The organism is Cobetia sp. D5 (assembly GCF_035666195.1).
Classification (GTDB): Bacteria; Pseudomonadota; Gammaproteobacteria; order Pseudomonadales; family Halomonadaceae; genus Cobetia; species Cobetia amphilecti.
In genome coordinates this window covers 3,897,510-3,920,469 of record NZ_CP142020.1, presented here as the reverse complement: position 1 = coordinate 3,920,469, position 22,960 = coordinate 3,897,510, and the positions used below count along the sequence as shown (strand labels likewise).

At 64.9% G+C, this 22,960-nt stretch carries 16 protein-coding genes and 3 tRNA genes; 8 read left to right on the top strand and 11 right to left on the bottom strand.

Going from position 1 to position 22,960, the window contains the following annotated elements; genetic code table 11:
* Window positions 1-551: 551 nt before the first annotated feature.
* A complete protein-coding gene (locus U0O11_RS16210) occupies window positions 552-977 on the bottom strand; it encodes a hypothetical protein (protein ID WP_213114765.1) in 426 nt (141 codons plus the stop codon).
* A gap of 120 nt (window positions 978-1,097) precedes the next feature.
* On the opposite strand from U0O11_RS16210, the gene U0O11_RS16205 reads away from it, so the two are divergent.
* Window positions 1,098-2,252, top strand: a complete 1,155-nt coding sequence (locus U0O11_RS16205; protein ID WP_153636641.1) for a MalY/PatB family protein — start codon at window positions 1,098-1,100, stop codon at window positions 2,250-2,252.
* Window positions 2,253-2,828: 576 nt separating this feature from the next.
* Here the strand turns inward: U0O11_RS16205 and U0O11_RS16200 are convergent.
* From U0O11_RS16200 to U0O11_RS16180, 5 genes are all read right to left on the bottom strand, one after another.
* Window positions 2,829-3,794 (bottom strand): tetratricopeptide repeat protein, encoded by a 966-nt coding sequence (locus tag U0O11_RS16200; protein WP_043336518.1) that lies wholly within the window; start codon window positions 3,792-3,794, stop codon window positions 2,829-2,831.
* Between the two features lie 134 nt (window positions 3,795-3,928).
* The gene (locus U0O11_RS16195; protein WP_192839481.1) at window positions 3,929-4,408 is read right to left on the bottom strand and encodes an EVE domain-containing protein; all 480 of its coding nucleotides are present in this window, start codon (window positions 4,406-4,408) and stop codon (window positions 3,929-3,931) included.
* A 169-nt stretch (window positions 4,409-4,577) separates the two neighbouring features.
* A tRNA-Met gene (locus U0O11_RS16190) sits at window positions 4,578-4,654 on the bottom strand.
* 43 nt (window positions 4,655-4,697) lie between these two features.
* A tRNA-Met gene (locus U0O11_RS16185) sits at window positions 4,698-4,774 on the bottom strand.
* A gap of 53 nt (window positions 4,775-4,827) precedes the next feature.
* Window positions 4,828-4,904, bottom strand: a tRNA-Met gene (locus U0O11_RS16180).
* Window positions 4,905-5,274: 370 nt separating this feature from the next.
* Between U0O11_RS16180 and phbB the strand changes: the two genes are divergently transcribed.
* The gene (phbB, locus tag U0O11_RS16175) at window positions 5,275-6,021 is read left to right on the top strand and encodes an acetoacetyl-CoA reductase (protein ID WP_279837404.1); all 747 of its coding nucleotides are present in this window, start codon (window positions 5,275-5,277) and stop codon (window positions 6,019-6,021) included.
* 151 nt (window positions 6,022-6,172) lie between these two features.
* On the opposite strand, the gene U0O11_RS16170 is transcribed toward phbB, so the two are convergent.
* Complete coding sequence (locus U0O11_RS16170) at window positions 6,173-9,019, bottom strand: DUF349 domain-containing protein (RefSeq protein ID WP_324690734.1); 2,847 nt, start codon at window positions 9,017-9,019, stop codon at window positions 6,173-6,175.
* A 524-nt stretch (window positions 9,020-9,543) separates the two neighbouring features.
* Here U0O11_RS16170 and minC point away from each other — a divergent pair.
* The 4 genes from minC (at window position 9,544) to sbcB (ending at window position 13,102) form a co-directional block, all read left to right on the top strand.
* Complete coding sequence (gene minC, locus U0O11_RS16165; RefSeq protein ID WP_153636638.1) at window positions 9,544-10,302, top strand: septum site-determining protein MinC; 759 nt, start codon at window positions 9,544-9,546, stop codon at window positions 10,300-10,302.
* 82 nt (window positions 10,303-10,384) lie between these two features.
* Window positions 10,385-11,203 carry a septum site-determining protein MinD gene (gene minD / locus U0O11_RS16160; RefSeq protein ID WP_054557277.1) on the top strand — a complete coding sequence of 273 codons (819 nt, stop codon included), beginning with the start codon at window positions 10,385-10,387 and terminating at the stop codon, window positions 11,201-11,203.
* Window positions 11,200-11,460 (top strand): cell division topological specificity factor MinE, encoded by a 261-nt coding sequence (gene minE / locus U0O11_RS16155; protein WP_043336475.1) that lies wholly within the window; start codon window positions 11,200-11,202, stop codon window positions 11,458-11,460. The genes minD and minE overlap by 4 nt, the downstream gene beginning before the upstream one ends.
* 166 nt (window positions 11,461-11,626) lie before the next feature.
* Complete coding sequence (gene sbcB / locus U0O11_RS16150; protein ID WP_279837406.1) at window positions 11,627-13,102, top strand: exodeoxyribonuclease I; 1,476 nt, start codon at window positions 11,627-11,629, stop codon at window positions 13,100-13,102.
* A 164-nt stretch (window positions 13,103-13,266) separates the two neighbouring features.
* Here the strand turns inward: sbcB and U0O11_RS16145 are convergent, their stop codons facing one another.
* Both U0O11_RS16145 and U0O11_RS16140 read right to left on the bottom strand, forming a co-directional pair.
* Window positions 13,267-16,251 carry an insulinase family protein gene (locus U0O11_RS16145; RefSeq protein ID WP_279837407.1) on the bottom strand — a complete coding sequence of 995 codons (2,985 nt, stop codon included), beginning with the start codon at window positions 16,249-16,251 and terminating at the stop codon, window positions 13,267-13,269.
* A 140-nt stretch (window positions 16,252-16,391) separates the two neighbouring features.
* Entirely contained in the window at window positions 16,392-17,102 is a 711-nt protein-coding gene (locus U0O11_RS16140; RefSeq protein WP_084589627.1) for an SOS response-associated peptidase, read from the bottom strand.
* A gap of 295 nt (window positions 17,103-17,397) precedes the next feature.
* Between U0O11_RS16140 and U0O11_RS16135 the strand changes: the two genes are divergently transcribed.
* Both U0O11_RS16135 and U0O11_RS16130 read left to right on the top strand, forming a co-directional pair.
* On the top strand, window positions 17,398-18,042 hold the full coding sequence (locus tag U0O11_RS16135; RefSeq protein ID WP_279837408.1) for a TetR/AcrR family transcriptional regulator: 645 nt from the start codon (window positions 17,398-17,400) through the stop codon (window positions 18,040-18,042).
* The gene (locus U0O11_RS16130; RefSeq protein ID WP_192839485.1) at window positions 18,039-19,931 is read left to right on the top strand and encodes an MFS transporter; all 1,893 of its coding nucleotides are present in this window, start codon (window positions 18,039-18,041) and stop codon (window positions 19,929-19,931) included. Before U0O11_RS16135 ends, U0O11_RS16130 begins: the two co-directional genes overlap by 4 nt.
* A 122-nt stretch (window positions 19,932-20,053) precedes the next feature.
* Here the strand turns inward: U0O11_RS16130 and U0O11_RS16125 are convergent, their stop codons facing one another.
* Window positions 20,054-21,289 (bottom strand): multidrug effflux MFS transporter, encoded by a 1,236-nt coding sequence (locus U0O11_RS16125; RefSeq protein ID WP_160317893.1) that lies wholly within the window; start codon window positions 21,287-21,289, stop codon window positions 20,054-20,056.
* A 316-nt stretch (window positions 21,290-21,605) separates the two neighbouring features.
* Complete coding sequence (locus U0O11_RS16120; protein WP_043336457.1) at window positions 21,606-22,883, bottom strand: HlyC/CorC family transporter; 1,278 nt, start codon at window positions 22,881-22,883, stop codon at window positions 21,606-21,608.
* Window positions 22,884-22,960: the final 77 nt, after the last annotated feature.

Genomic DNA, 22,960 nt, shown 5'->3' with positions numbered 1-22,960 from the left:
TACCGTTTCGTTGCGGTTGAAAGAACTTTACTCCTCGCTCACACAAGAAATCCCTTCGGGTGTATCGCTTCACAAAACGATGATTAAACGAAATGGCGTCAGTTACGCGTTGACGAGACTCAGGTTTCCGCTACGCCATTAGCCGGTGGTGACGATATTCGCTGAGAAAACTGCTACCCATGGCTGTCAGCAATGCCGAGAGCGGGACGAGCTGCCCTATGAGGGGGCCAGCAGGGTCACCATCAGAATCGCCATCAGTGGCAGGGGGGAGCGGGAGTGAAGAGGATGTGACCAGGGAGTTTCGCAGGGGCAAGGAGTAAGAGCCGCAAGGAGAGGGAGCCGCAAGGAAAAGGAGCCGCAAGGAGAGTGCGGGCAGAGATAGAGCGCAGCGGACAGGGACGGGCGGGAGCGTACAAGGAAATAGAGCAGGCAAGAGAGGGTAAGCAGGGGAGGGAAAGCAGAGGAGAGGGCGGTGAGGAAGGAGAGCAGAGTAGAGAAAAGCGCAGCGCTGCTCACCAACAGCGCTGCGGGCGCTCGACAATCGAGCGCGGCTAGATCAGCCGCTGATGCGTCAGGTCTTGCCAGGCGGCTTCGATGGGCCAGGCCAGCGGCTGACGCAGGTGTTCCGGCAGCGCCATCAGGGCGGCCGTGGGGCTGTCGTGTTCGCGCATGCGCAACCAGCAATAGGCCCAGGCGCAGGCATCATCCGGGCTCTGCGGCACCGGGCGTGCCGGCATCTGCATCAACAGGAACAGCGCTGCCTTGGGTGCCCACAGCGGCGCACCGCCCTCGGCGGCCCACTGCTCCAGCGTCTCGCCATCGGGATTGCTGGCGGGCTGGCCAAGACTTGCGACGCGCGCGGTATCGGCCAGCAGCACGGCGAGACGCTCGCTGTCGCCGCGGCCATGGGTCAGCCAGGCACGCAACAGGCCGGGCAGCCCGCGCTGGGCCTGTGGGTAAAAGGTGTCTTCAGACATGCACAAAGCCTTATGCTGTAGTTGGTCCACAGGTATTCTTCTCGCCGCCCTCGGGCGGCGTGAGTCGAGAGCACTGCTCGCGTTGCCTGCCAAATTTGCCCGCCACAGGGAGACTCCATCTTGCCATTCGATTTCATCACCCCGCTCGATCGACGCCAGTATCCTTCCCAGAAGTGGGATCGCTACGCCTCGGACGTCATGCCCCTCTGGATCGCCGACATGGACTTCAGCGCCCCGCCCGCCGTGACGCGAGCGCTGGCCGAGCGAGTGGCGCACCCGGTCTACGGCTATGCCAAGCCGTCGGAGGGCCTCGATGACAGCCTGTGTGACTGGAGTCGCGAGCATTATGGCTGGGAGGTGCCGCGTGACGCCATCGTCTGGTTGCCGGGCGTGGTGCCGGCCTTGCACCTGGCCAGTCTGGCATTGACCTCTCCCGGCGCGGGCGTGGTCACGACGACCCCGATCTACCCGCCCTTCCTCAAGGTGGCCCAGAAGACCGGGCGACTGGCACAGATGGCGCCGCTGGCAGAGCCCGAGACGCAAGGCGGCCCCTGGCGTCTGGATCTGGAGGCGCTGGAAGCGGCCATCACGCCCGAGACCGAGCTGCTGCTATGGTGCCACCCGCACAATCCTACCGGCCGCGTCTGGCGCGAGGAAGAGCTCGAGGCGCTGGCGGAGCTGGTCGAGCGTCACGATCTGCTGGTGGTCTCCGATGAGCTGCATGCGGATCTGGTGGTGGACCCGACGGCCCGCCATATCCCGCTGGCCAGCCTGAACGAGCGACTGGCGGCGCGCTGCGTGACCCTGTGGGCGCCCTCCAAGACCTTCAACACCGCCGGGCTTACGTTCGCCTGCGCGGTGATCACCGATCCCAAGCTGCGTGCACGCTTCACCGGCGCCGCCAATGGCTTGATGCCCGATACCAATGTGCTGGGCATGGCCGCGACCGAAGCGGCGTGGCGCGAGGGCGAGCCGTGGCGTCAGGAGTTGCTGAGCGTGCTGCGTGACAACCTCGATCTGCTGGAAAGCCATGTGGCACGTTGGGACGGCGTCAGCATGTCGCGCCCGCAGGCCACCTATCTGGCCTGGCTGGATATGCGCAAGGCAGGGCTCGGGGAGTCTCCGCAGCAGACCCTGCTCGAGGAATGCGATGTCGCGCTGTCGGATGGCGCAGACTTCGGCTGGCCGGGCTTCGTGCGCTTGAACTACGGTACCACGCGCGTGCAGCTGGAGAAGGCGCTGCAGCAGATGGATGAGCGACTGCAGAAAGGCTGAGTTCGGTAGAGAGGCGAAATTGATCTGGGTCAGCCTGCGGCGTTTCGTTGGCAGCTATCGCTCATCGCAAACTTGAATTGAGAATCATTATCGTCAAATCTGAAGCTAGGCCGCTCATCGGGAGGGGCTTGTCATCAGGAGATGCGACGATGAGACATGAGGTGGCAGAGACGCCGCGACAGGGGCGGCCAGCAAGCAGGGATGCAGGCGTGACGGCCTGTCGTGAATGGTGTTGTCAGGGCGGGAGCCTGCGCCTGGCGCGTTCATCGCCGCCATCTTCCCGCTGCCGTGCGCCCGCGGCGTCATCTGCCACCCCGTCTGCGCCAGACGCCGTGAAGTCTGCGGGCCAGGAACTAGAGGTGGACTTTCCGCCCAGCGTGCGCGAATCGCGTGCTCGCCCCTCGCTTCTCAAGGGCTGGAGCCGTCGTTAGCCCTTGAATCGGCGCGACGGCAGGCCCTCAATGACAAGGCCCCGCTTCCTTTACCGGAGGCGGGGCCTTGTCGTCTGCGTGGCGTGATCAACTCATTGATACGATCAGCAGTACGATCAGCAGTACGATCAGCGCACCAGCACGATCAGTACATCAGAGCGAACAGTTGGCGCCGGAAGCGCACGGTCAGCTCATGGGTCGCGCCGAGGGCGTCGAAGACACGCAGCAGCGTCTTGCGTGCCAGATCATCGCCGTACTGGCGATCGGTCTTCACCAGGCTGATCAGGGCATCCAGCGCCAGCTCGTAATGGCCATCCGCCAGGTCACGCATGGCGCGCTGGTAGCGGGCTTCGCTGTCGTCCCGCTCGATCATCGCCTGCACCTCTTCGGGAGACGGTGCCTCGGCGATGAAGTCGATGCGCGCACGTACGCCACGCGCCTGGGCGCCGTCACGGTCTTCCGGCTTGAGGGAGTCCAGCAGCTGACGGGCCTCTTCACCATTGCCTTCGGCGACCAGCACCGAGGCGAGGTGGATGCGGTATTCCGGTGTCTCGGGGGATTCCTGCGCCAGCTGCTGATACAGCGCCTTGGCGGTGACGAGGTCGCCGCTTTCCAGTGCAGTGGCCGCCTGCTCCGCGAGGCTGGGACCTGCTCCTGCCGCCGGCTGGACCTTGTGCTGCTCGAGGAACTGGCGAATCTCGGCTTCCGGACGTGCGCCGGTGAAGTTGCCTGCCAGACCGCCCTGGATGACCAGCTTGACGTCCGGCACCGAGCGCACGCCCAGCTGAGCAGCGATGTCCTGCTGTTCCTCGGCGTTCAGCTTGGCCAGGATGAAGCCGCCCGCATATTCACGTGCCAGCTTCTCGAGGATCGGTGTCAGGACGAGGCAGTGCTCGCTCTGCGGCGACCAGCAATCCAGCAGTACCGGCACTTGCTGTGAGGCTTCCAGCACCTGCTGAAGATTGCTCATGTCCACATCGATGATGTAGGTGTTGGCGTCTTCTGCCTGGCGCGGTGCACTGGCGGCACCGCCGCCGACCACCCCTTGTGGCTGGGCGGCGGTGGTGTCATTGCCGGTCAGTGGCTGGCCGGTATTGGGATCGATGATCATGGTGCATGCCCCGAAATTCTGTCTGCGATTCAAGGCTCGCGCGCGAGCCGGTTGGCCTGATGATGCGGCCCGTCGCAGTGGAGTTCAAGGCGCTGCCGGACACTTCCTCGCGCGAGCGTCCCGGGCGCGTCGGTTCACGGCAGCAGGGTGTCGCCGGCCAGGCTGGCGATGCAGGCGGCTTCGCTCTCGCTGAGCGGCATCACGGACAGGCGTGCGCGGCGCACCAGGTGGCTATCCGCCAGCTCGGGCCGGGCCTTCAGGCGCGCGATGGGCAGGGTGGTGCGCAGCGGGCGAAGGTAGCTCAGACGCGGGGCGACCCAGCGCGGAGGCTTGTCGGCATCGATATCTGCCACCTGACGTGGGTCGAAGCCCTTGTGCTCGGGGTCACTGGCCGTCGGGTCGGGCAGGGCGAGTTCGCTGACGACGGCCAGTCCGACCACCGCAGGCACCTTGCAGCTGGAGTGCTGGATGAGCACGACATCACCGAGCTGCATCTCGCGCAGGAAGTTGCGCGCCTGATAGTTGCGCACGCCATCCCAGAGCGCCGGTGATTCGCGGCGCAGGTCATCCAGCGAGAAGGCATCGGGTTCGGTCTTGACCAGCCAGTGGCGCATGCAGGCACTCCCTTGGGACTGACGTGATGAGTGTGAAGGGCCAGGTGTGAAGAGGCCTGGTGTGGATAGGGGTAGCCAGGCCCGTGAACCGGCTTCCTCGCCATCATCGCACAGGAATTTCACGCATACGAAAAAGGCCTGATGCATGGCATCAGGCCTTTCGAATTCTTGGTAGCGGGGACCGGATTTGAACCGATGACCTTCGGGTTATGAGCCCGACGAGCTACCAGACTGCTCCACCCCGCAACACTGGGTACTGCCTTTGCTCCAACTCTGACGCATCAGAGGTTGGTAGCGGGAACCGGATTTGAACCGATGACCTTCGGGTTATGAGCCCGACGAGCTACCAGACTGCTCCATCCCGCAACATTACGTTGGTGTCTGACCGGCAATTACCTTGATAGGCAACGACTTGTCAGTGGTAGCGGGGACCGGATTTGAACCGATGACCTTCGGGTTATGAGCCCGACGAGCTACCAGACTGCTCCACCCCGCATCAACGTGGGGCGTAGTATAAGGATATACAGTGCTGCGTCAACCGTTATCCCGTAATTGACGCAAACTTCTCGTGTCCGGTGAGTCGTCACCAACCCGTCTTCGCCCCTCGAGCGATTATCGGCATCTTGTGTGAGAGATCTGCTACATACATTCCCGCTGCATCCTGTCCATACTGAGGGTGACGCGCCTCGCGCAGGCGGATGGCAGGCGTCACAGAGTGCACGATTGTCATCAGGCTGTTAGAGACGCGGGTCATTGTTGTCGTTGCAGGCATTCTCGTTTTCTCAGGGCGGGGGTGTCCGCAGATTCGCCAAGCTGTGCCCAAGCCAAGGACACAGGACGTTCCAGGATTAGGGAGACACAATAAGATGACACAAACAGCACCCGTCGCATGGGTTACCGGTGGTACCGGTGGCATTGGTTCCGCTATCTGCCGCGAGCTGGCGAACCAGGGGTATCAGGTCATTGCGGGTTACCGAAACAAGGAAAAGGCAGAAGGATGGCTGGAGGAACAGCGCGCTGCCGGTTTCGAGAACATCGCACTGTCCGGCATCGAGCTGGACAACTTCGAAGCCTGTCAGGCAGGCGTCAACGAAATCCGCGAGCGCTTCGGTCCGATCGCGGTACTGGTCAACTGCGCCGGCATCACGCGTGATACCTCCATGCGCAAGATGAGCTATGAGCAGTGGCGCGAAGTCATCAACTGCAACCTCGACAGCGTCTTCAACACCTGCCGTGCCGTCATCAATGACATGCTGGAGCACAAGTACGGCCGCATCGTGAACATCTCCTCCATCAATGGCCGCAAGGGCCAGTTCGGGCAGGTCAACTACTCGGCCGCCAAGGCGGGCATGCATGGTCTGACCATGGCGCTGGCGCAGGAAACCGCGACCAAGGGCATTACCGTCAACACCCTGTCACCGGGCTACATCGCCACCGACATGATCATGAAGATCCCCGAAGAGATCCGTGAATCGATCCGCGAGACCATCCCGGTCAAGCGTTATGGTCAGCCGGACGAGATCGCACGTGCGGTCGCCTTCCTGGCCGACGAGAAATCCGGCTTCATCACCGGTGCCAACCTGGATATCAATGGCGGCCAGTTCATGGGCTGATGCTCTGCGCTAGCGCGAGCCAGTGCAGGGTTGGCACCCGGCCCCGCCTGGCAAGAGAATGAAAAAGCCCCCGTCTCTATCGAGGCGGGGGCTTTTCGTTGCCATGACTTCAGTCTTGCGAGCGCGTCGTCACCAGCTCAAGAGCACTGGCTCAGTGATTGAACAGCGCATCGAAGCGCGGCAGTTCGGTCTGCCAGGCGTCCCAGTCCAGCGGACCGTTGGCGAGCAGCGCATCCAGCACCTCATCCAGCTCTTCTTCACGTTCCATGCGCTCACCCAGCTGCTGGTTGATGCGCGCGACCTGCACGGTCAGGCGGCGTGATTCATCTTCGCTGCCCAGCGGGGCCTCGAACAGAATGGCAAGGTGAACACGCAGCTCGGCCAGGCGCTCGTTGGCGGCGCTGCAGTTGCTCGGCAGGGCCTGACGCATCTGGTTGCGCGCCGCATTGGCCTGACGGCTGTTGTCGTCGAAGGCCGAGGTGTTCGGCAGCTCGACATCCTGCACGTCGCCGTTGCGCGCGCTGGCATCCGCCACGGCGTGCTGTTCGAGCAGGTCACGCCATTGCTGCCATTCCTCACGCAGTTGCAGGGCGTGCAGTTCATCCAGACGCTGCTCGCGACGCTTGAGAATGCCGGTCCAGCGACGACGCATGCCGTCGCCCCGCTTGCCGCGCGGCAGCGGGCCGAGGGTGTCGGCTTCCTTCAGGGCATCATCGAGCAGGGCGGCGTCTTCCAGCGTCTCCGGCTCCCAGCTGTCGAGACGTTCGATCAGCGCCTGCCACTGATCCAGACGTGCCTGCTCGCGGCTGTCGCGGTCTTCACGGTCCTGATCGCGTGCAGCGAAGATGCGGTCGCACGCCGCGCGGAAGGCGGCCCACAGACGTTGCTCTTCGCCCTTGGGCGCGCGGCCCATCTCGCGCCAGCGACTCTGCAGGGCCTTGGCCTGTTCGGCGCGGGCACGTGCCGGTGAGTCCTCATTGGCCAGTGCCTCGACGGCATCGACCAGTGCCTGCTTGGCGGCGGCGATCTGGCCCGCGCGGCTGTCGATCAGCCCCTGCAGTGCCGTCAGTGCTTCACCGAAGCGGTGCGATAGCTGGCGACCGGGGCCCGCGGGCACCGGCGTGTGGCGACGCCATTCCTCACGGGCGCGATCACGGATCTGGCGCAGGGAGTCGGGGTCGGCATCATCCATGGCGTGGCCGTTGAGCGATTCGAGCTGCTCGCAGAGCGCTTCGCGCATGGCCAGATTGTATTCACGCAGCTGCTTGCGCGATTCGCGGTAATCCCGCAGGCGCAGCTTGATGGCGTCAGAGGCGGTGCGGAACGCCTGGCTGGCATCGCGGCTGGCGGCCGCATCGCCCAGCTCGCGCCATTGCTGAATCAGTTGTTGGTGCTGGCGGTCGCGCTGCTCATCGCTGATGTCATCGCGCTCGCTCAGGGTGGTGATGGCCTCGAGCAGCTGCTCGCGCTTGGGCGCCGCGACGAAGTTCTGCCAGTCACGGAGTTCCGCGACCCGCGCGCCCAGCTGGCGCAGGCGTGTCTGGCGGGCATTGTCGAGCTGGCCTTCGGTACGATCGCGCAGTGAGCGATGCAGTCGGCTGGCCGGTTTGAGCTTGCCGGCATCGAGATCCGCTTCCAGGCGTGCCAGTTCGGCATCCAGTGCGTCCAGATCCAGGCTCGCCTTGCGCGCAGTGCCCTCGCGGGAGGCGTCAGCTGACTCGGCGTCTTGTGCTGGGCTGCCATCGAGCGCGTCCTGCTCCTGCGCTGCCTCTTCCGGCTCTTCCGGCTGCGCCGCGCTGATCGCCTGACGCACCGCGCTCAGGCTGGCGGTCTGCGGCAGACCCGCAGGCCAGGCCACTTCGCTTTCCAGACGACGCAGCTGGTCGATGTCATTGTCGACCAGCGCGGCATCCAGCTCGCCCTGGCACAGCTGATGGCGATGCCAGGCATCGAGGGCGTCCTGCAGCTGCTGTTGCAGGCGCTGCTGACGTTCGAGCAGTTCGGCCGGGGCCGAGAACTGGTCGGTCAACTCGCTCCAGCGCTCTCCCTGCAGACGGCGCTGGGCCTGCAGGCTGGCGAAGTCGTGGTCATTGACGCAGTCGCGGCTGTAGAGGTCTTCCCGCGCCTGATCCACGGCGCTGAGAATCTCTTCCAGGTGCGTGTTGAGGTTGGCGCTCAGGCGCTCATGGGCGCGAATGGCTTCCTCGCGGGCCTCGTGGTCGCTGATGACCTTGTGCGCCTGCTGGCGCGCCTCTTCGAAGCGCTGTTGAATCTCGTAGTCCGCGGCCGGCAGACGCTCCCACTCGCGCAGCAGCGAGCGGTAACGCGAGGGCACGCTGTCTTCCCACGCCTGACGCGGCAGCTTTTCCATCTGGCGCAGCAGGTTGTCGCGGCTGGCGGCCAGCGCGTCGGCCTGCTGAGCATCGGCACGGCGCTGGGCGAGGGTGTCGCGCGCCTGACGCTGCACGTGGCGGTCTCGCTTGGCATCGCGCACCAGACGCTCGAGGCCGGCCTGGCTGGTGATGCGGGCGGCAGCGGCATGGCGCACGGCGGCGATGGTGTTGTGGCAGGCCTGATGGATCAGCGCCTCTTCATCTTCCAGACGGCTCAGTGCGGTCAGACGCAGTTGCTGGTTGTCACCGCGGGACGCCACGGCCGACAGCAGTTCGCTATCGTCCAGGCGCTCGACCAGCTGTTCACGGCTCAACAGTGAGGGCGCATCCTGGCCGCCGCTCAACAGTTCGATCAGGCGCTCGCGTACCAGGCCATCGGCGCGGTCGAGCAGCGGCAGCAGACGCTCGGGAGATTGCATGCGCGTCAGGGCGGCATGGCGAACTTCCAGGGCATCATCTTCGAGAATCAGGGTCTCCAGGATCTTGCGCTGGTCTGGAATCTCCGGGTCAAGCTGGTCAGTGGCAGCGGAGCGAATGGCAGGGTTGGCGTGTTGCCAGCGAGGAGTGAACAGGCGGCCAGTGAGGCGGGAGAGCAGTCCGGTCATGAGAGAGCGGTTATCCAGGCAAAAAATAGAGGGGCGCAACAATTGGCCGCACACTCGGCGGGTGCAATCGGGTGGGCACGACGGAGTGGCGGAGTGACGGCGCATGAATTTCGTCACCCCGCTATCTTACCAGTCACAGCCCCCCGTTGTGTGGTATCGCATGTCGATCGATGTGCCTTATTGCACGTGCGCGGCGGCGTGCAGGGCGACCGGCGGCGGGTGACAAGTCGGCAAGGGAGCCACGTCGTAGGCTCGCGACACCTGACAGTGCCTGCTGCTGGCCGTATCATCAGTTGCAGCACTGTGTTCGCTCACATAGTTTTGTACGTTACCGCTATGCCATTCAGTGTCTGTCATTCATGCTCGGCGCCTATCAAGCAGTCGCTGTGCCGTGTGCGACGGCGAGCTATGTTATTCAGGTGGCCTTTCCAATCGAGGGTCGCCTTGAGGATGCCGTGAACAGCACGTGCATCATCAAGAGTGTCGGAGGGCTTCGACACTCCTTACGCAACCGGAGTCAGGTCATGAGTCTCAGTACGGACAGGGCCCCTCAGGCCTTCACCTTCAAGGGCGGCATGCTGCCGATGACGGTCATGGAGCTGGTCAGCGGTGATCCGGAGCAGATCCGTGCTCAGCTGGCCAGCAAGCTCAGCCAGTCGCCGGCCTTCTTTCAACATACGCCGGTGGTGCTGAGCGTCGAGAAGCTCGACGAGCCGCATCTGGCGCTGGAGCGCATCTGTGCCGTCTGCCGAGGGCACAAGCTGCTGCCGGTCGCGGTGCGTGGCGGTGGAGACCCGGTGCGTCAGTCCGCCTGGGCGTTGGGGCTGGGGTGGTTCCCGCCGCAGGAGAATCGCGGGCGCTCCCTCGAGTCCGTGCCGCCGGTGGCCGCTGAACCGGTCGCCGAGCCTGCCGAGGCAGTCGCGGACAGCGCGGCCGAGAAAGCGGAGCCAGCCCACGCCAGCAAGGTGTATCGCGGCACGGTGCGCTCGGGCCAGCAGGTCAGCGCACCGGAGGGCGATCTGGTCATCATCGGCGCGGTGAATGCCGGCGCCGAGATCCTGGCCGCCGGCAGTGTGCATATCTATGGCGCTCTGCGTGGCCGCGCGCTGGCGGGTATCCATGGCGATCGCAACGCCAGCATCTACTGCAAGGAACTGCACGCCGAGCTGCTCTCGGTGGCCGGAACCTACAAGCGACTCGATGACATCGACAATCGCCTGCTGGGTGCCAATGTCGAAGTCGTGCTTGAACACGACCAACTCTGTATCGCACGACTCGGCTGACCCCAGCACTGTGTTCTGAACGATATCCAATATTTACAGGTGATCCTCGCTCGGCGAGGGACTCTCAGCAAGGAAGATACCTTTGGCCAAGATTATCGTAGTGACTTCAGGCAAGGGCGGAGTCGGCAAGACGACCAGCGCCGCCGCCATTGCCACCGGACTGGCTTTGCGCGGCAACAAGACCGTAGTGATCGATTTCGATGTGGGCCTGCGTAACCTGGACCTGATCATGGGCTGCGAGCGCCGTGTGGTCTATGACCTGGTCAACGTCATCCAGGGCGAAGCCAATCTCAAGCAGGCCCTGATCCGCGACAAGCGCATCGACAACCTGCACATCCTTCCGGCCTCCCAGACCCGTGACAAGGACGCGCTGACGCTGGAAGGCGTCGAGAAGGTGCTCGACGCGCTGCGCGAGGAGTTCGATTACGTCATCTGTGACTCGCCGGCCGGTATCGAGCGCGGTGCCCAGCTGGCGATGTACTTCGCCGACGAGGCCGTGGTGGTGACCAACCCGGAAGTCAGCTCGGTACGTGACTCCGACCGCATCATCGGCCTGCTGTCTTCCAAGACGCGTCGCGCCGAGAATGGCGACACCCCGGTGCGTGAACACCTGCTGATCACCCGTTACCATCCGGCGCGCGTCACCGGCGGCGACATGCTCAACCTGACCGATATCCAGGAAATCCTGTCGATCCCGCTGATCGGTCTGATTCCGGAATCCGACGCCGTGCTGCGCGCGTCCAACCAGGGTGTGCCGGTCACGCATGACCAGAAGAGCGATGCCGGCCAGGCGTACGTGGATTGCGTGTCCCGCCTGTTGGGCGAGGAAGTGCAGCTGCGTTTCCATGAAGTCGAGAAGCGCGGTCTGCTGGCCAGAATGTTTGGAGGGGGGCGCAAGTGAAATTACTGGATTTTCTGAAGCGAGAGCGCAAGAAGACCGCCAATGTCGCCAAGGAGCGGCTGCAGATCATCGTCGCGCACCAGCGTAGCCAGCGTGACCAGCCGGATTACATGCCGATGCTGGAGCGTGAGCTGCTCGAGGTGATTCGCAAGTATGTGCAGGTCGACCAGGATGCCATCAACATCTCGCTGGACCGCGAAGACGACTGCTCGGTGCTGGAACTCAACGTCACTCTGCCGCGCCCCGGCGAGGCCTGAGTTCGCGGGGCGTCGGGTGCTTGCCTCCTGAGGCGCTGCCGAGCGGGCAGCGCCTGCGACGTCCCGACCCAGCCCATGCCCATTGCCTGCCAGAGCACCGTGCCAGCCTTGCTGGAGACGGTGCTCTGGCGCGTTCATTTTTCGACCGCCCGCGTGGAGACATCCTGTGGCAGAGCCCACCTTCCTGTGGCACGACTACGAGACCTTCGGCGCCGACCCGCGCCGTGACCGTCCTTCGCAGTTCGCGGCCATCCGTACCGATGCTGACTTCAATGAGGTCGGCGAGCCGCTGACCCTCTATTGCAAGCCGGCCGATGACTTCCTGCCCCAGCCGATGGCGTGTCTGATCACCGGCATCACCCCGCAGCAGGCCGAGCGTCGCGGCATTCCCGAGGCCGAGTTCGCCGGGCGCATCAATGATGAGATGAGCGTGCCGGGGACCTGCACGCTGGGCTACAACAGCCTGCGCTTCGATGATGAAGTCAGTCGTCATCTGTTCTACCGCAACTTCCTCGACCCCTACGGGCGTGAGTGGCAGAACGGCAATTCGCGCTGGGACCTGATCGATGTCGTGCGCGCCTTCCATGCCCTGCGCCCGGAAGGCATCGAATGGCCCAAGCGTGAAGATGGTGCGCCCAGCTTCCGTCTGGAGCATCTGACGGCGGCCAATGGCATCGAGCACGCCGGCGCGCATGACGCGCTGGTGGACGTGCGCGCCACCATCGCGCTGGCACGCCTGCTCAAGTCGCGCAATGCGCGCCTGTTCGATTACCTGCTAAAGCTGCGCAACAAGCGCCATGTCGCCAGTCTGCTGGATATCGGCGCACGCAAGCCGATGCTGCACATCTCGCGTCGCTATCCGGCCTCGCGGGCCTGTGGCGCGCTGGTGGTGCCGCTGGCGGAGCATCCTTCGAATGCCAATGGCGTGATCGTCTATGACCTCTCGGTCGACCCGGCGCCGTTGATGGAGCTGTCACCGGAAGAGATACGTGCCCGTGTCTTCGCCAGTGCCGATGACCTCGCGGAAGGCGAGGAGCGGATTCCGCTCAAGGTCATCCATCTCAACAAGAGTCCGGTGCTGCTGCCGGCCAATGCGCTCAAGGATGTGTCCGGGCCGCATGAGGGCGAGTACGGCGAGATCGCCGCGCGCTTCAAGATCGACCCCGCCCAGTGTCGCGTGCACTGGAAGTGGCTGAAGGACAACGCCGGTGTCGGCGCCAAGGTGGCGCAGGTGTTCGCCGAGGCGCCGCCGGCCGGCCCGGCTGATCCGGACCTGATGCTCTATTCCGGCGGCTTCTTCTCGCCCGCGGACCGCAAGGAGATGGAGCGGGTGCGCGCCACCCATCCCGAGGCGCTCGACGATACGCCTTTCGCCTTCCAGGATGGTCGGCTCGAGGAGATGCTGTTCCGCTATCGTGCGCGCAGCTACGGCTACACGCTCAACTCCGCCGAGCGCGAACGCTGGGAGCAGTGGCGTTGGGAGCGCATGAACGATGAGCAGGTCGCGAGCCTGACCGTGAAGGGCTTCGTCAGCGAGATCCAGCGGCTGGCCCAGAGCGAGCAGGACCCGGACCGCGTGCAGATTCTCGAAGAACTGGCGATGTACGTGGAAGGCATCATGCCGCCGCAGGCCTTCGGCTGATGACGGGCTAGCCGGCCCGCTATGCTTGCCGGCAAGGCATGAATGAACAAGACCCCGACGCGGTTATTGAACTGCACCGCGTCGGGGTCTTGTCGTTTCAGGCGCCCGTCCGGTGAGGGCCGGCGCCTTGTTTGCCCGCCAAGCCGCTGGCGGGCCGGCGAGACTCAATGCTGGGCATTGCCGCTGGCCTCGGCTGAGGGTGCCGCCAGGGTCGCGCCTGTCTCGGCGCGCGGCGCCTCGGGCAGTGGCGGCAGGTCCAGTTCGTTAAGGCGCTGGTCGAAGTCGCTGGGCGTGCCGGGGTCGAAGGCCAGTTCCAGCGCGCTGGAGTCATTCAGCTGTTGCCAGATGGCGCGGATATCCTGCGCGCTGACCTGCTCGACGGCCGCGACCAGTTGCTGGCGGCGGTCAAAGCCTGTCCAGCCGAAGCTCAGCTCGCTCCAGTTGCGCGCTGCCAGCTCGGACAGCTTGCGGGGCTTCTGGGTCAGGCTGTCGACGACGGCGTCACGGTAGCTGGCAAGCGCGGCCTCATCCAGCGATTGCACGCGGCTGCCGAAGCGGGTGAGGAAGGCATCCATGCGCGAAAACAGCGTCTTGCTGTCCTTGGACGGCGACTGCACCAGCAGGCTCAGCCCCGGCGCATCGAGCATGGGCGAATAGCGCGCGGAGACGATATAGCCGAGTTGCTCCTCGGTGCGCAGCTGGCTGTAGAAGGGCGCTTCGAGCAGCTGACCCAGCACCGCGATGCGGGCCTGGGTCTGCAGCGTACGGTCCTTGCCCTGCAGGTAGCGCAGGGCACCGGAATCGCCGCGTGTGCTGTCCGGGCGCAGTACCGTGTGCTGGGTGACCTGACGCACTTCCAGGTCTGGCACCGCCTCGCGCGTGATGCGCGGCGCAAGCCCGTTGATCACCAGCTGGCCGGTCTCGCGGGCCTGGTCGGCGGTCAGATTGCCGGTCACCATCGCCTGCACGTGCAGCTTGGCAAGGAAGCGCTTGCGGAAGCTGTCCAGTGACTGGGCGTCGATCTTGTCCAGGGCCGCCAGTTGCTGCTCGGCGGTGCTCGGCAGGCCGACCAGCGTTTCGCTGAGGCTGCGACCCAGGCGCGTGTAGAGCGGTGCCTGAACGCGATTCTGCAGGCTGCGACGCAGGCGTTGAGTAATGCGCTCCAGGGTGGCGGGGGCCATCTCGCCATTCACCAGCTGGTCGAGCACTTCACGCATTTCCGGCTGCTGACCATCGCGCCAGCCACTGAACTGCAGCGTGATGCCACGCCCATGGGCATAGACCAGCGCATCCTGCCCCGCCAGACGTGCCGGATACAGACGCGCGTTGAGGCTGTCATTCAGCCACGCCGCCAGCACCTGACTCATGGCCTGGTCATCCACCGAGCGACTGACGTCGGGATTGAGCAGACCGAAGCGCCATTCGGCCTTCGGCACGCCGAAGCTCGCATCGCCCTGATACCAGAGCTCGGCACCGGGCTCATCGATCAACTGGCTCGGCTTGGCGTCGGCCAGGTCGAGTACGCGGAAGTCCTTGGCCAGATAGGGGTTGGGCCTGGGCAGCGCCAGCTGGCTGGCCAGGGTGTCATCGACGGCGGTCTGAGCAGCGGCATCCGCCGTCAGGCGCGTCAGGGTGTAGGGCGCCTTGAACCACTCGCCCTGTTGATCCCCCTCCACCTGCGGGCCGGAGTAGACCTCCAGCAGGTTGTCGGGTGTCAGGCGAGCGAGGGTGTCCTTGATCAGGTCCGGGTCGAAGTCCTGCATCAGGTAGGGCGCCGCCAGCACATCCTCGATCGGATAGCGCGTCATCATCATCGCCAGATTGCTGGCCAGATTGACCGGCGAGCTGCGCTGCTGGAAGCGGAAGCTCTGCTCGCCCAGCTGTGCCTGTTCGGTATAGCGCCAGTCGTTGATGCCCTCAGCGCGGATCAGGGCCAGGTAGTCGAACAGCGCGGCACGGATCTCCGCCTGATGCTGCGCGCCCTCCGGGGTCAGGCTGATGTCGACGCTGAGCAGGGCATGCGCGCCATCACTGAGACCACCGCCGGCCGAGAGGCCATCTGCCCAGCCCTTGTCCTTGAGCACTGCCAGCAGACTGCCTTCGCCCTCATGACCGATCAGGTTGGCCAGGTAGCTGACCGGCTGTGAGCGGTAGTGGGCAATCGGGTCGTCGATGGGGAACATGAACGACAGCTTGCGCTCCTGCTTGAGCGCCTTGACCTCGAGGCGTGCCGGCAGCTCGTCACCGCTGGCCAGGGGCGTGGTGATCTCGGGGCGCGACAGCCCGCGGTCGGGCACATCACTGAAGTTGTCACGGGCCAGCTGTTCGAGCGTTTCCAATGACTGCGGCCCGACCAGTGACAGGCGCATCACGTTGGCGCCGTAGTGCGCCTGATAGAAGTCGACCAGACGTTGGCGCAGGCTGCCGGCCTCGGTGTCCTTGAGGGTCTCGAGGCTGCCGACACTGAAGCGGTTGAAGGGGTGTTCCGGGTTGAGGGCCGCTTCGACAGCCTCGTAGATGCGCCGGCCATCATCCTGCAGGCGTGCCTGATACTCGGAATTGACCGCATGGCGCTCGCGATCCACGTAGTCGGCATTGAACTGCGGGGCGACGAAGAAGCGTGCAAAGCGCGGCAGCGCTTCATCGAAGGCATCCGGGTCGATGTCGAAGAAGTAGTTGGTGTCCTGGCTGGCGGTGAAGGCGTTGTGCTGGCCGCCATGCTTGGTGATGAAGTCCTGGTAGGCATCCGGCTTCGGATAACGATCGGTGCCGAGGAACAGCATGTGCTCCAGGAAGTGTGCCAGCCCCGGAACATCGTCGGGGTCCTGGGCGCTGCCGACTTCGACATCGACGGCAGCGGCGGCCTTGTCGGCCTTGGCATCACTGACCAGCAGGACCTTGAGGCCGTTATCGAGGGTCAGGCTGCGATAGAGTCGCTGGTCGTTCTCGCTCTTGATGACGGGGCTGGCTTGCTCGGCCCTGGCGGGCGCCGTGCTTGAGGCGGAGTTGGCGGCCGGCGCGAGGGACGACGCGGGCGCGGAAGCCGGGCGGGTATCGGCATGGCTGATGGCCGGCGCCAGGCCACTCATGACGATGGCGGCAATGGCCGTGCTCAGTGCAAGAGGGCGAAATCCTGAAGGCAGTGACATCTTCTCTCCTGATTCATGCCACCGCTGCTCGGGCAGGTGGCGCTGACTCGGTGATGGTTCTCATTGGGCGAACATGCGCGCGAGGCGGTAGAGCGATGCAGTGCCGCCATCCTCGATACGTGCCGTCGGCGCAGGCGGATTCAGGTCAGCATCGGGCCGGTGGGGTGCGCGACGCTCCACTCCTGATGCTCGGGGTCGTTGACGAGGCGTGCGACCGGGAAGGCGGCCAGGCTGGCGTTCGGCGTCAGCATGCTGCGTACCGTCTCCAGCGGCGTCTCGGCATTCAGCCAGTCGCGTACCTGATGCGGCGCAATCACGGCGGGCATGCGATCGGTCAGGCGTGACGTGACCCCGGCACACTCGACACTGATCAGCGCGAAGCTGTCGCGCCCCTCGGGGGGCAGCCCCTCCATCAGGGGGGCGCTGAAGTGGCGCGTCCACAGGGCGGCCAGCAACAGCGGGGCGCGGGTCGGGTGCGTGACCAGAAACGGCTGCTTCATGCGCGGTTGTTCCTTCCACACATAGACACCGCCGACGGGGATCAGTGCCCGCTGGCTGATGAACGACTCGCGGAACATGCGTCGCGTTTCCAGCGACTCTGCCCGCGCCACGTGCGGGGCGTGGTCCATGATCTCCAGCCAACTGGGAGTCAGGCCCCAGAGTGCCGGCACCAGGCGCAGGCGGGGGCCTTCCATGCGCAGCATCGAGGCGGGCATGCGCGGGGCGCGATTGGCGCTGACCAGCAGTTCGCTGCGCAACTGGCGTTCGAGCGCGGGAGTCGCCAGCGACCCGAACAGTTCGTCGGGGGGCAGGTCAGCGGGGTAGGGGGGGATATACAGACGACCGGCCACGAGAATCCTTTGAGGCGATGAGGCGAAGGGAACATGCAGCGGCAGCTGCTGCCTGAGATGGGGTGTGGATCGCGCTGCACGCCACGGATGCCAGCATGCCACACCTTGGTGGTGCTTGCGTTTGTGCTCAGTCTCGATATGCTGGACGGAAACACTGTTCGATTCAATGACCGATACGGGGTGCTCCAAGAGATGCCCGCAAGGCGTCGCAACCCTTTGCCCACCCGTGCTGTCCGAACACACACCGCGTCAGATTCGCTACGCGGTAACGCATCTCAAGCATCAGAGGAATTCGATGGCCCGTCCACGTCAGCATGCACCGGAAGCGCTGCATGCGCGGGTAATGGAGACCTGCGATGAATGGCTCAAAGCGCAGCCCGTTCACGCCCTGTCTCTGCGCAACCTGGCTCGCGAAGTCGGTTGTGCGCCCAGCACCCTGCTCAAGCTTTATGGCAGCTTCGGCAACCTGCTCCAGCACGTCAATCTGGCGACGCTGGACAGGCTGCACGATGCGATAGCCGGACAGGAGACGCCGAGTCCTTCGGAACGCCTCAAGGCCCTGGCGCGCGCCTACTGGGGCTTCGCCCAGCGCGACCCTTACCGCTGGCAGCTGCTGTTCGACTTCCCGCTCGCGCAGGAAGGTGAGCTGGACCAGCGTCAGAACGCGATGATCGAAGGGCTGTTCGAACGTGTGGAGGGGGCCTTGGTCGAGTACGCCCCACGCGTCGAGTCCGTCGAGGCCAAGCGCATGGCGCGCACGCTGTGGGGTAGCGTGCACGGTCTGGTGCAGCTGGGCATGAACGAGCGTCTGGGACTCTGGCAGGGGCAGCCACTGGAAGTGACGGAGCTGCTCGATCAGTTGCTGGACACCATGTTGGCGGGGCTCAAGGTGCGCAGCGAGGCTGCGTGTGCGGGGGATGCCACGGAAGCTGGCAAATGAGTCGAGAACTGCTCCGGCGACCCCGTTTTGCGCCCTTCTTCTGGACCCAGGCCCTCGGGGCCTTCAATGACAATCTGTTCAAGAACGCCTTGCTGCTGCTGATGACCTTCGTGGTCATCGAGCAGCGGGGCTGGGACACCGGCATCGTCAACAACCTGGCGGCCGGTCTGTTCATCCTGCCTTTTCTGTTGTTCTCCGCCTGGGGCGGCCTGTTGGCTGACCGCCTCGACAAGCAGCGCCTGATCGTGCGACTCAAGTGGCTGGAGCTGGCCACCATGAGCGTGGCGGCCGGCGCCTTGATCTTCGAGGCCTGGGAGTTGCTGCTGGCGCTGCTGTTCATGATGGGCACCCAGTCGGCGCTCTTCGGGCCGGTCAAGTACGCCATCCTGCCCCAGCACCTCAAGCCGGATGAGCTGGTCAGCGGCAATGCCTGGGTCGAGCTGGGCACCTTCCTCGCCATCCTGATCGGTACCCTTGCCGCCGCGGCCTTGATGGCACTGGGCGGCGAGCTGGCACGCTGGGCGCTGTCCGCATCGCTGGTCTCCCTGTCTCTTCTAGGCGTGATGGCGGCCGGCAAGATTCCGCCGGCACCCTCCGCTTCGCCCGGCCCTGTGCCGTGGCGTCCGCTCTCCGGCAGCATAGCGGTGATGCGTGAAGGGCTGAGCAACCGCCGGCTACGCTGGGCGCTGCTGGGCATCAGTGCCTTCTGGTTCCTCGGCGCCAGCTATCTGACGCAGTTGCCGGCCTATGCGCGCGATATCGTGCATGGGGCTGAAGGGGCGACCTCTGCCTTGCTGGCGGCCTTTGCCATCGGTATCGGGCTGGGGTCGCTGGCCTGTGAGCGTGTCTCGCGCGGGCGTCTCGAGACGGGACTGGTGCCCTTCGGCGCGCTGATCATCTTCGCTGGCGGGCTGGATCTTGCCCTGCGCCCGGCGCTGGCCGAGGCACAGATGGCCACGCCCTTGATCGAGCTGCTGGGCATCGCCGGTTTCTGGCGCATGTGGCTGGATCTCGGCGTCATCGGCTTCGGCGGCGGCCTCTATATCGTGCCGCTTTATACCCTGCTGCAGATTCGCAGTCCTGAAGATCACCGCGCGCGCATGATCGCCGCCAACAACGTGCTCAATGCCCTGCTGATGGTGCTGTCGGCCGGTGCCGGCATTCTGGTGCTGGGCGTGATGGGGCGCGATATTCCGGACTTCCTGCTGCTGCTGTCCCTGATCAGCGGGCTGATCGCGGTGGTCTGCATGCTGCGTGACCCGCGGCCCTTCCTGCGCCTCAATATCTTCATCCTCATCCACCTGATGTATCGCCTGCACCTCAAGGGGCGCTGGCGGATACCGGCGGAAGGGGCGGCGCTGGTGGTGTGCAATCACGTCAGCTTCATGGATGCGCTGATTCTGGGCGGGGCCAGTCCGCGCCCGCTGCGTTTCCTGATGGATGCCGAGATATATCACTCGCCGTGGCTGAAGTGGTTCTTCCGCATCGCCGGGGCGATTCCGGTGGACTCCTCGCGCAAGGACCCGGCAGGGGTGCGCCGCTCGCTGGAGGAAGTCGGCAAGGCGCTGCGCGAGGGAGAGGTCGTGATGATCTTCCCCGAGGGCAAGCTGACGCGCGACGGTGAGGTCGGGCGCTTCCGGCGCGGGCTGGAGTTGATTCTGGCGCGTGACCCGGTGCCGGTGATTCCGATGGCGCTGGGTGGCCTGTGGGGCTCCTGGTTCTCCCACGGCGGCGGGCCTGCCTTCGCCAAGTTTCCGCGCCGCCTGCGCGGGCGGGTAGAGCTGTGTGTCGGGCGTACCTTCGACCCTGTCGGCACCAAGGCGGTGGAGCTCGAAGAAGCGGTGCGTGATCTACATCGCAAGGCGACACGCCTGGCGCGCTCCCGCTAGCCCCTCACTTTTTTCAGTGCTGCATGAAAATGCCGCCCATGCCGACACGATCGTCAGGCAGGGGCGGCATTTCACGTTCTGGCGACCAGCAAATGGCCACTGGTGGTGAGCGCGGCGTCGCGTCAGTCGCTGGACTGCTCGGAGGGAGCGGTGTGGCGCGTGACCCAGAAGCCGAAGCCGCCGATGGCCCAGGCGCCCAGCATGACCAGCGGCACCGCCAGCATGTCATCGCCGCTCAGCCACAGGCTGGCCAGGGCGCCATAGAGACCGCCGCCGAGATACAGCACCGTGCCGGAGATGGCATTGGCGGCACCATGGCCACGTGCGAACAGCGACTGGTAGTCGGCCATCACGTTGGGCGTGATCATGCCGCCGGCGCCCAGCACGAACAGGATGCCCGGAATCAGGGTGGCGACCTGGACGTTGTCGGTGATGACCAGCGAGATCAGCCAGGTGATGCCGATCCCCTGCATGCACAGCGCCACCTGAACCAGCTTGCGCGTGCGCAGATGCTTGAGGCCGAAGTGGTTGAGGCGGTTGCCGATCAGCATCGCGCCGACATTGGCGCCGAAGGCCAGCGCGAACTCACCGGAATTCAGCCCCAGCACACCCTGATAGAGATAGCTCGCGTTGGTCAGGAAGGTGAACATGATGCCGGGCCCGCACAGCAGCAGCATCAGGTGCCCGGGGACGCCGCGCGTCGTCAGTACCGTGCGATAGCTGGCCAATGCGCCGCGCAGGCTGAGCGGTGAACGCTCGCTGGCAGGCAGGGTCTCCGGCAGCCACTGGCGAATGGCGACTCCGGCGATCACGCCATAGACGGCCAGGCCGATGAAGACCATCTGCCAGGTGCTCAGCGCCAGGATGAGGGCGCCGAGGCTGGGGGCGACCAGCGGTGCTGCCATCAGCACCATCATGACGTTGGTCATCAGGCGCGCGGCGTCCTTGCCGGTCGCGACATCGCGCACCACGGTGCGAGAGACGCCGCCGGTCATGCCGGTCGCGATCCCCTGCAGGACACGGAAGACCATCAGCCATTCCAGGCTATGCGTCATGGCGCAGCCGAGACTCGCGATCAAGAACAGCACGATGCCGCCCAGCGCGATCGGGCGACGGCCCAGGCTGTCCGACAGCGGGCCACCACTCAGCTGACCGAAGGCGTAGCCGGCCAGGAAGAAGGTGATGGTCAGGCCGAGGCGGGAGTGATCGACACCGAATTCCGCGGCCATGGCGGGGATGGCGGGCAGGAAGGCATCCATCGATAGCGGGGCGAGCGCCACCATCAGGGCCAGCAGCACGGTGAAGTGAGGTTGTCGATGCAGGGCGGGGGTCGCCGTTGGGGCGGAAGCTGAAGTCATGAGGGCCATTCGAAGGTTGTGGGGCATTGCAGCGGGAGCGGTGAGTCAGCCTGCTCTGGCGCAGGTCCGTGACGTCTGGCGCTGGCGGGCAGCGCGAACGCGCACAGCATAGCGTGGGTTCGGGCCGCTTGCGTGTCGTGGTCTGCAACACCGTATTGCAGCTGGTTCTTGCACCTGAGCAGCTGCAAATGAGCACCCGCAAATGAGTACCTGCAAGTGAGCACCTGGGCGAGTTGGCGTGCCCCAGACGCGACAGGCCCGCCAATTGGCGGGCCTGTCGTCGAGAGTGCCGTGCTGCGTGGCAATGCGGGGGGCGTCAGCTGCGCGTGGTGCGAGCCGCCTGCCAGCAGCGTGCCGAGGTGATCTGGTTGTCCTTCACCTGCTGGATCTCGATGCGCGTGGTGCCGATGGCGAGACTGGCCGGGGCATCCGGGAAGGATTCCAGATGTTCCAGAATCAGGCCGTTGAGCGTCTTGGGACCGTCAGTCGGCAGCTGCCAGCCGATGGCCTTGTTGATCTCGCGGATGTTGGCGGTGCCTTCGATCACGTAGCTGCCGTTGTCCTGCGGGTGGATCTCCTGATGCGTACCGGCGACATCGGTGGTGAACTCGCCGACGATCTCCTCGAGGATGTCCTCCAGCGTCGCCAGCCCCTGCACATCGCCATACTCGTCGACCACGATGCCGATGCGGCGCTTCTGCTTCTGGAAGTTGAGCAACTGGGTATGCAGCGGCGTGGATTCCGGGATGAAGTAGGGCTCGCGGGCTTCCTGGATGATGGAGGCCTTGGTGACCTCGTCCAGTGACAGGAAGCGTGCCGCGTTGCGCAGGTGCAGGATGCCGATGATGTTGTTGATGTCACCCTTGTAGACCGGCACCCGCGTGTGCTGACTGGCGCGGATATGGCTGAGGATGATGTCGAGGTCATCGTCCAGGTCGATGCCGAAGATCTCCTGACGCGGCACCATGATGTCATCGACGGTGACGTTCTCGAGATCGAGAATCGACAGCAGCATGCCCTGGTGGCGACGCGGGATCATGCTGCCGGCTTCGTGGACCACGGTGCGCAGCTCGTCACGGGTCAGGCTGTCGGCGCCGCCGCTGACATCGCGCACGCCGAACAGGCGCAGCAGGCCATTGGAGATGCCATTGACCAGCCAGACCAGCGGGTAGAGCAGCTTGAGCAACGGTTCCAGCACCAGCGAGGCCGGATAGGCGATGCGCTCCGGGTTCACGGCGGCCATGGTCTTGGGCGTCACTTCGGCAAAGATCAGCACCACGATGGTCAGTACGGCGGTCGAGACGGCCGGGCCCGAGACATCACCGAAGTAATGGATCGCGATGATGGTCGCCAGCGAGGCAGCCAGGTTGTTGACGAAGTTGTTGCCGATCAGGATGACGCCGATCAGGCGGTCCGGACGGGAAAGCAGGCGGGTAACACGCTTAGCGCCGCGCTCACCGCCCTTGGCACGGTGACTGAGACGGTAGCGGTTGATCGACATCATGCCGGTCTCGGAGCTCGAGAAGAAGGCAGACAGGATGATCAGGATGACCAGTAGGCCGAACAGCAGCCCCAACGGGGTGTCGTCGCTCAAGAGTGAAGGGTCCTCGGTGGCGGATTTAGGCGCATGATACTGACACGCTCGCTGCAATGCATCAGGCGCAGCGAGCG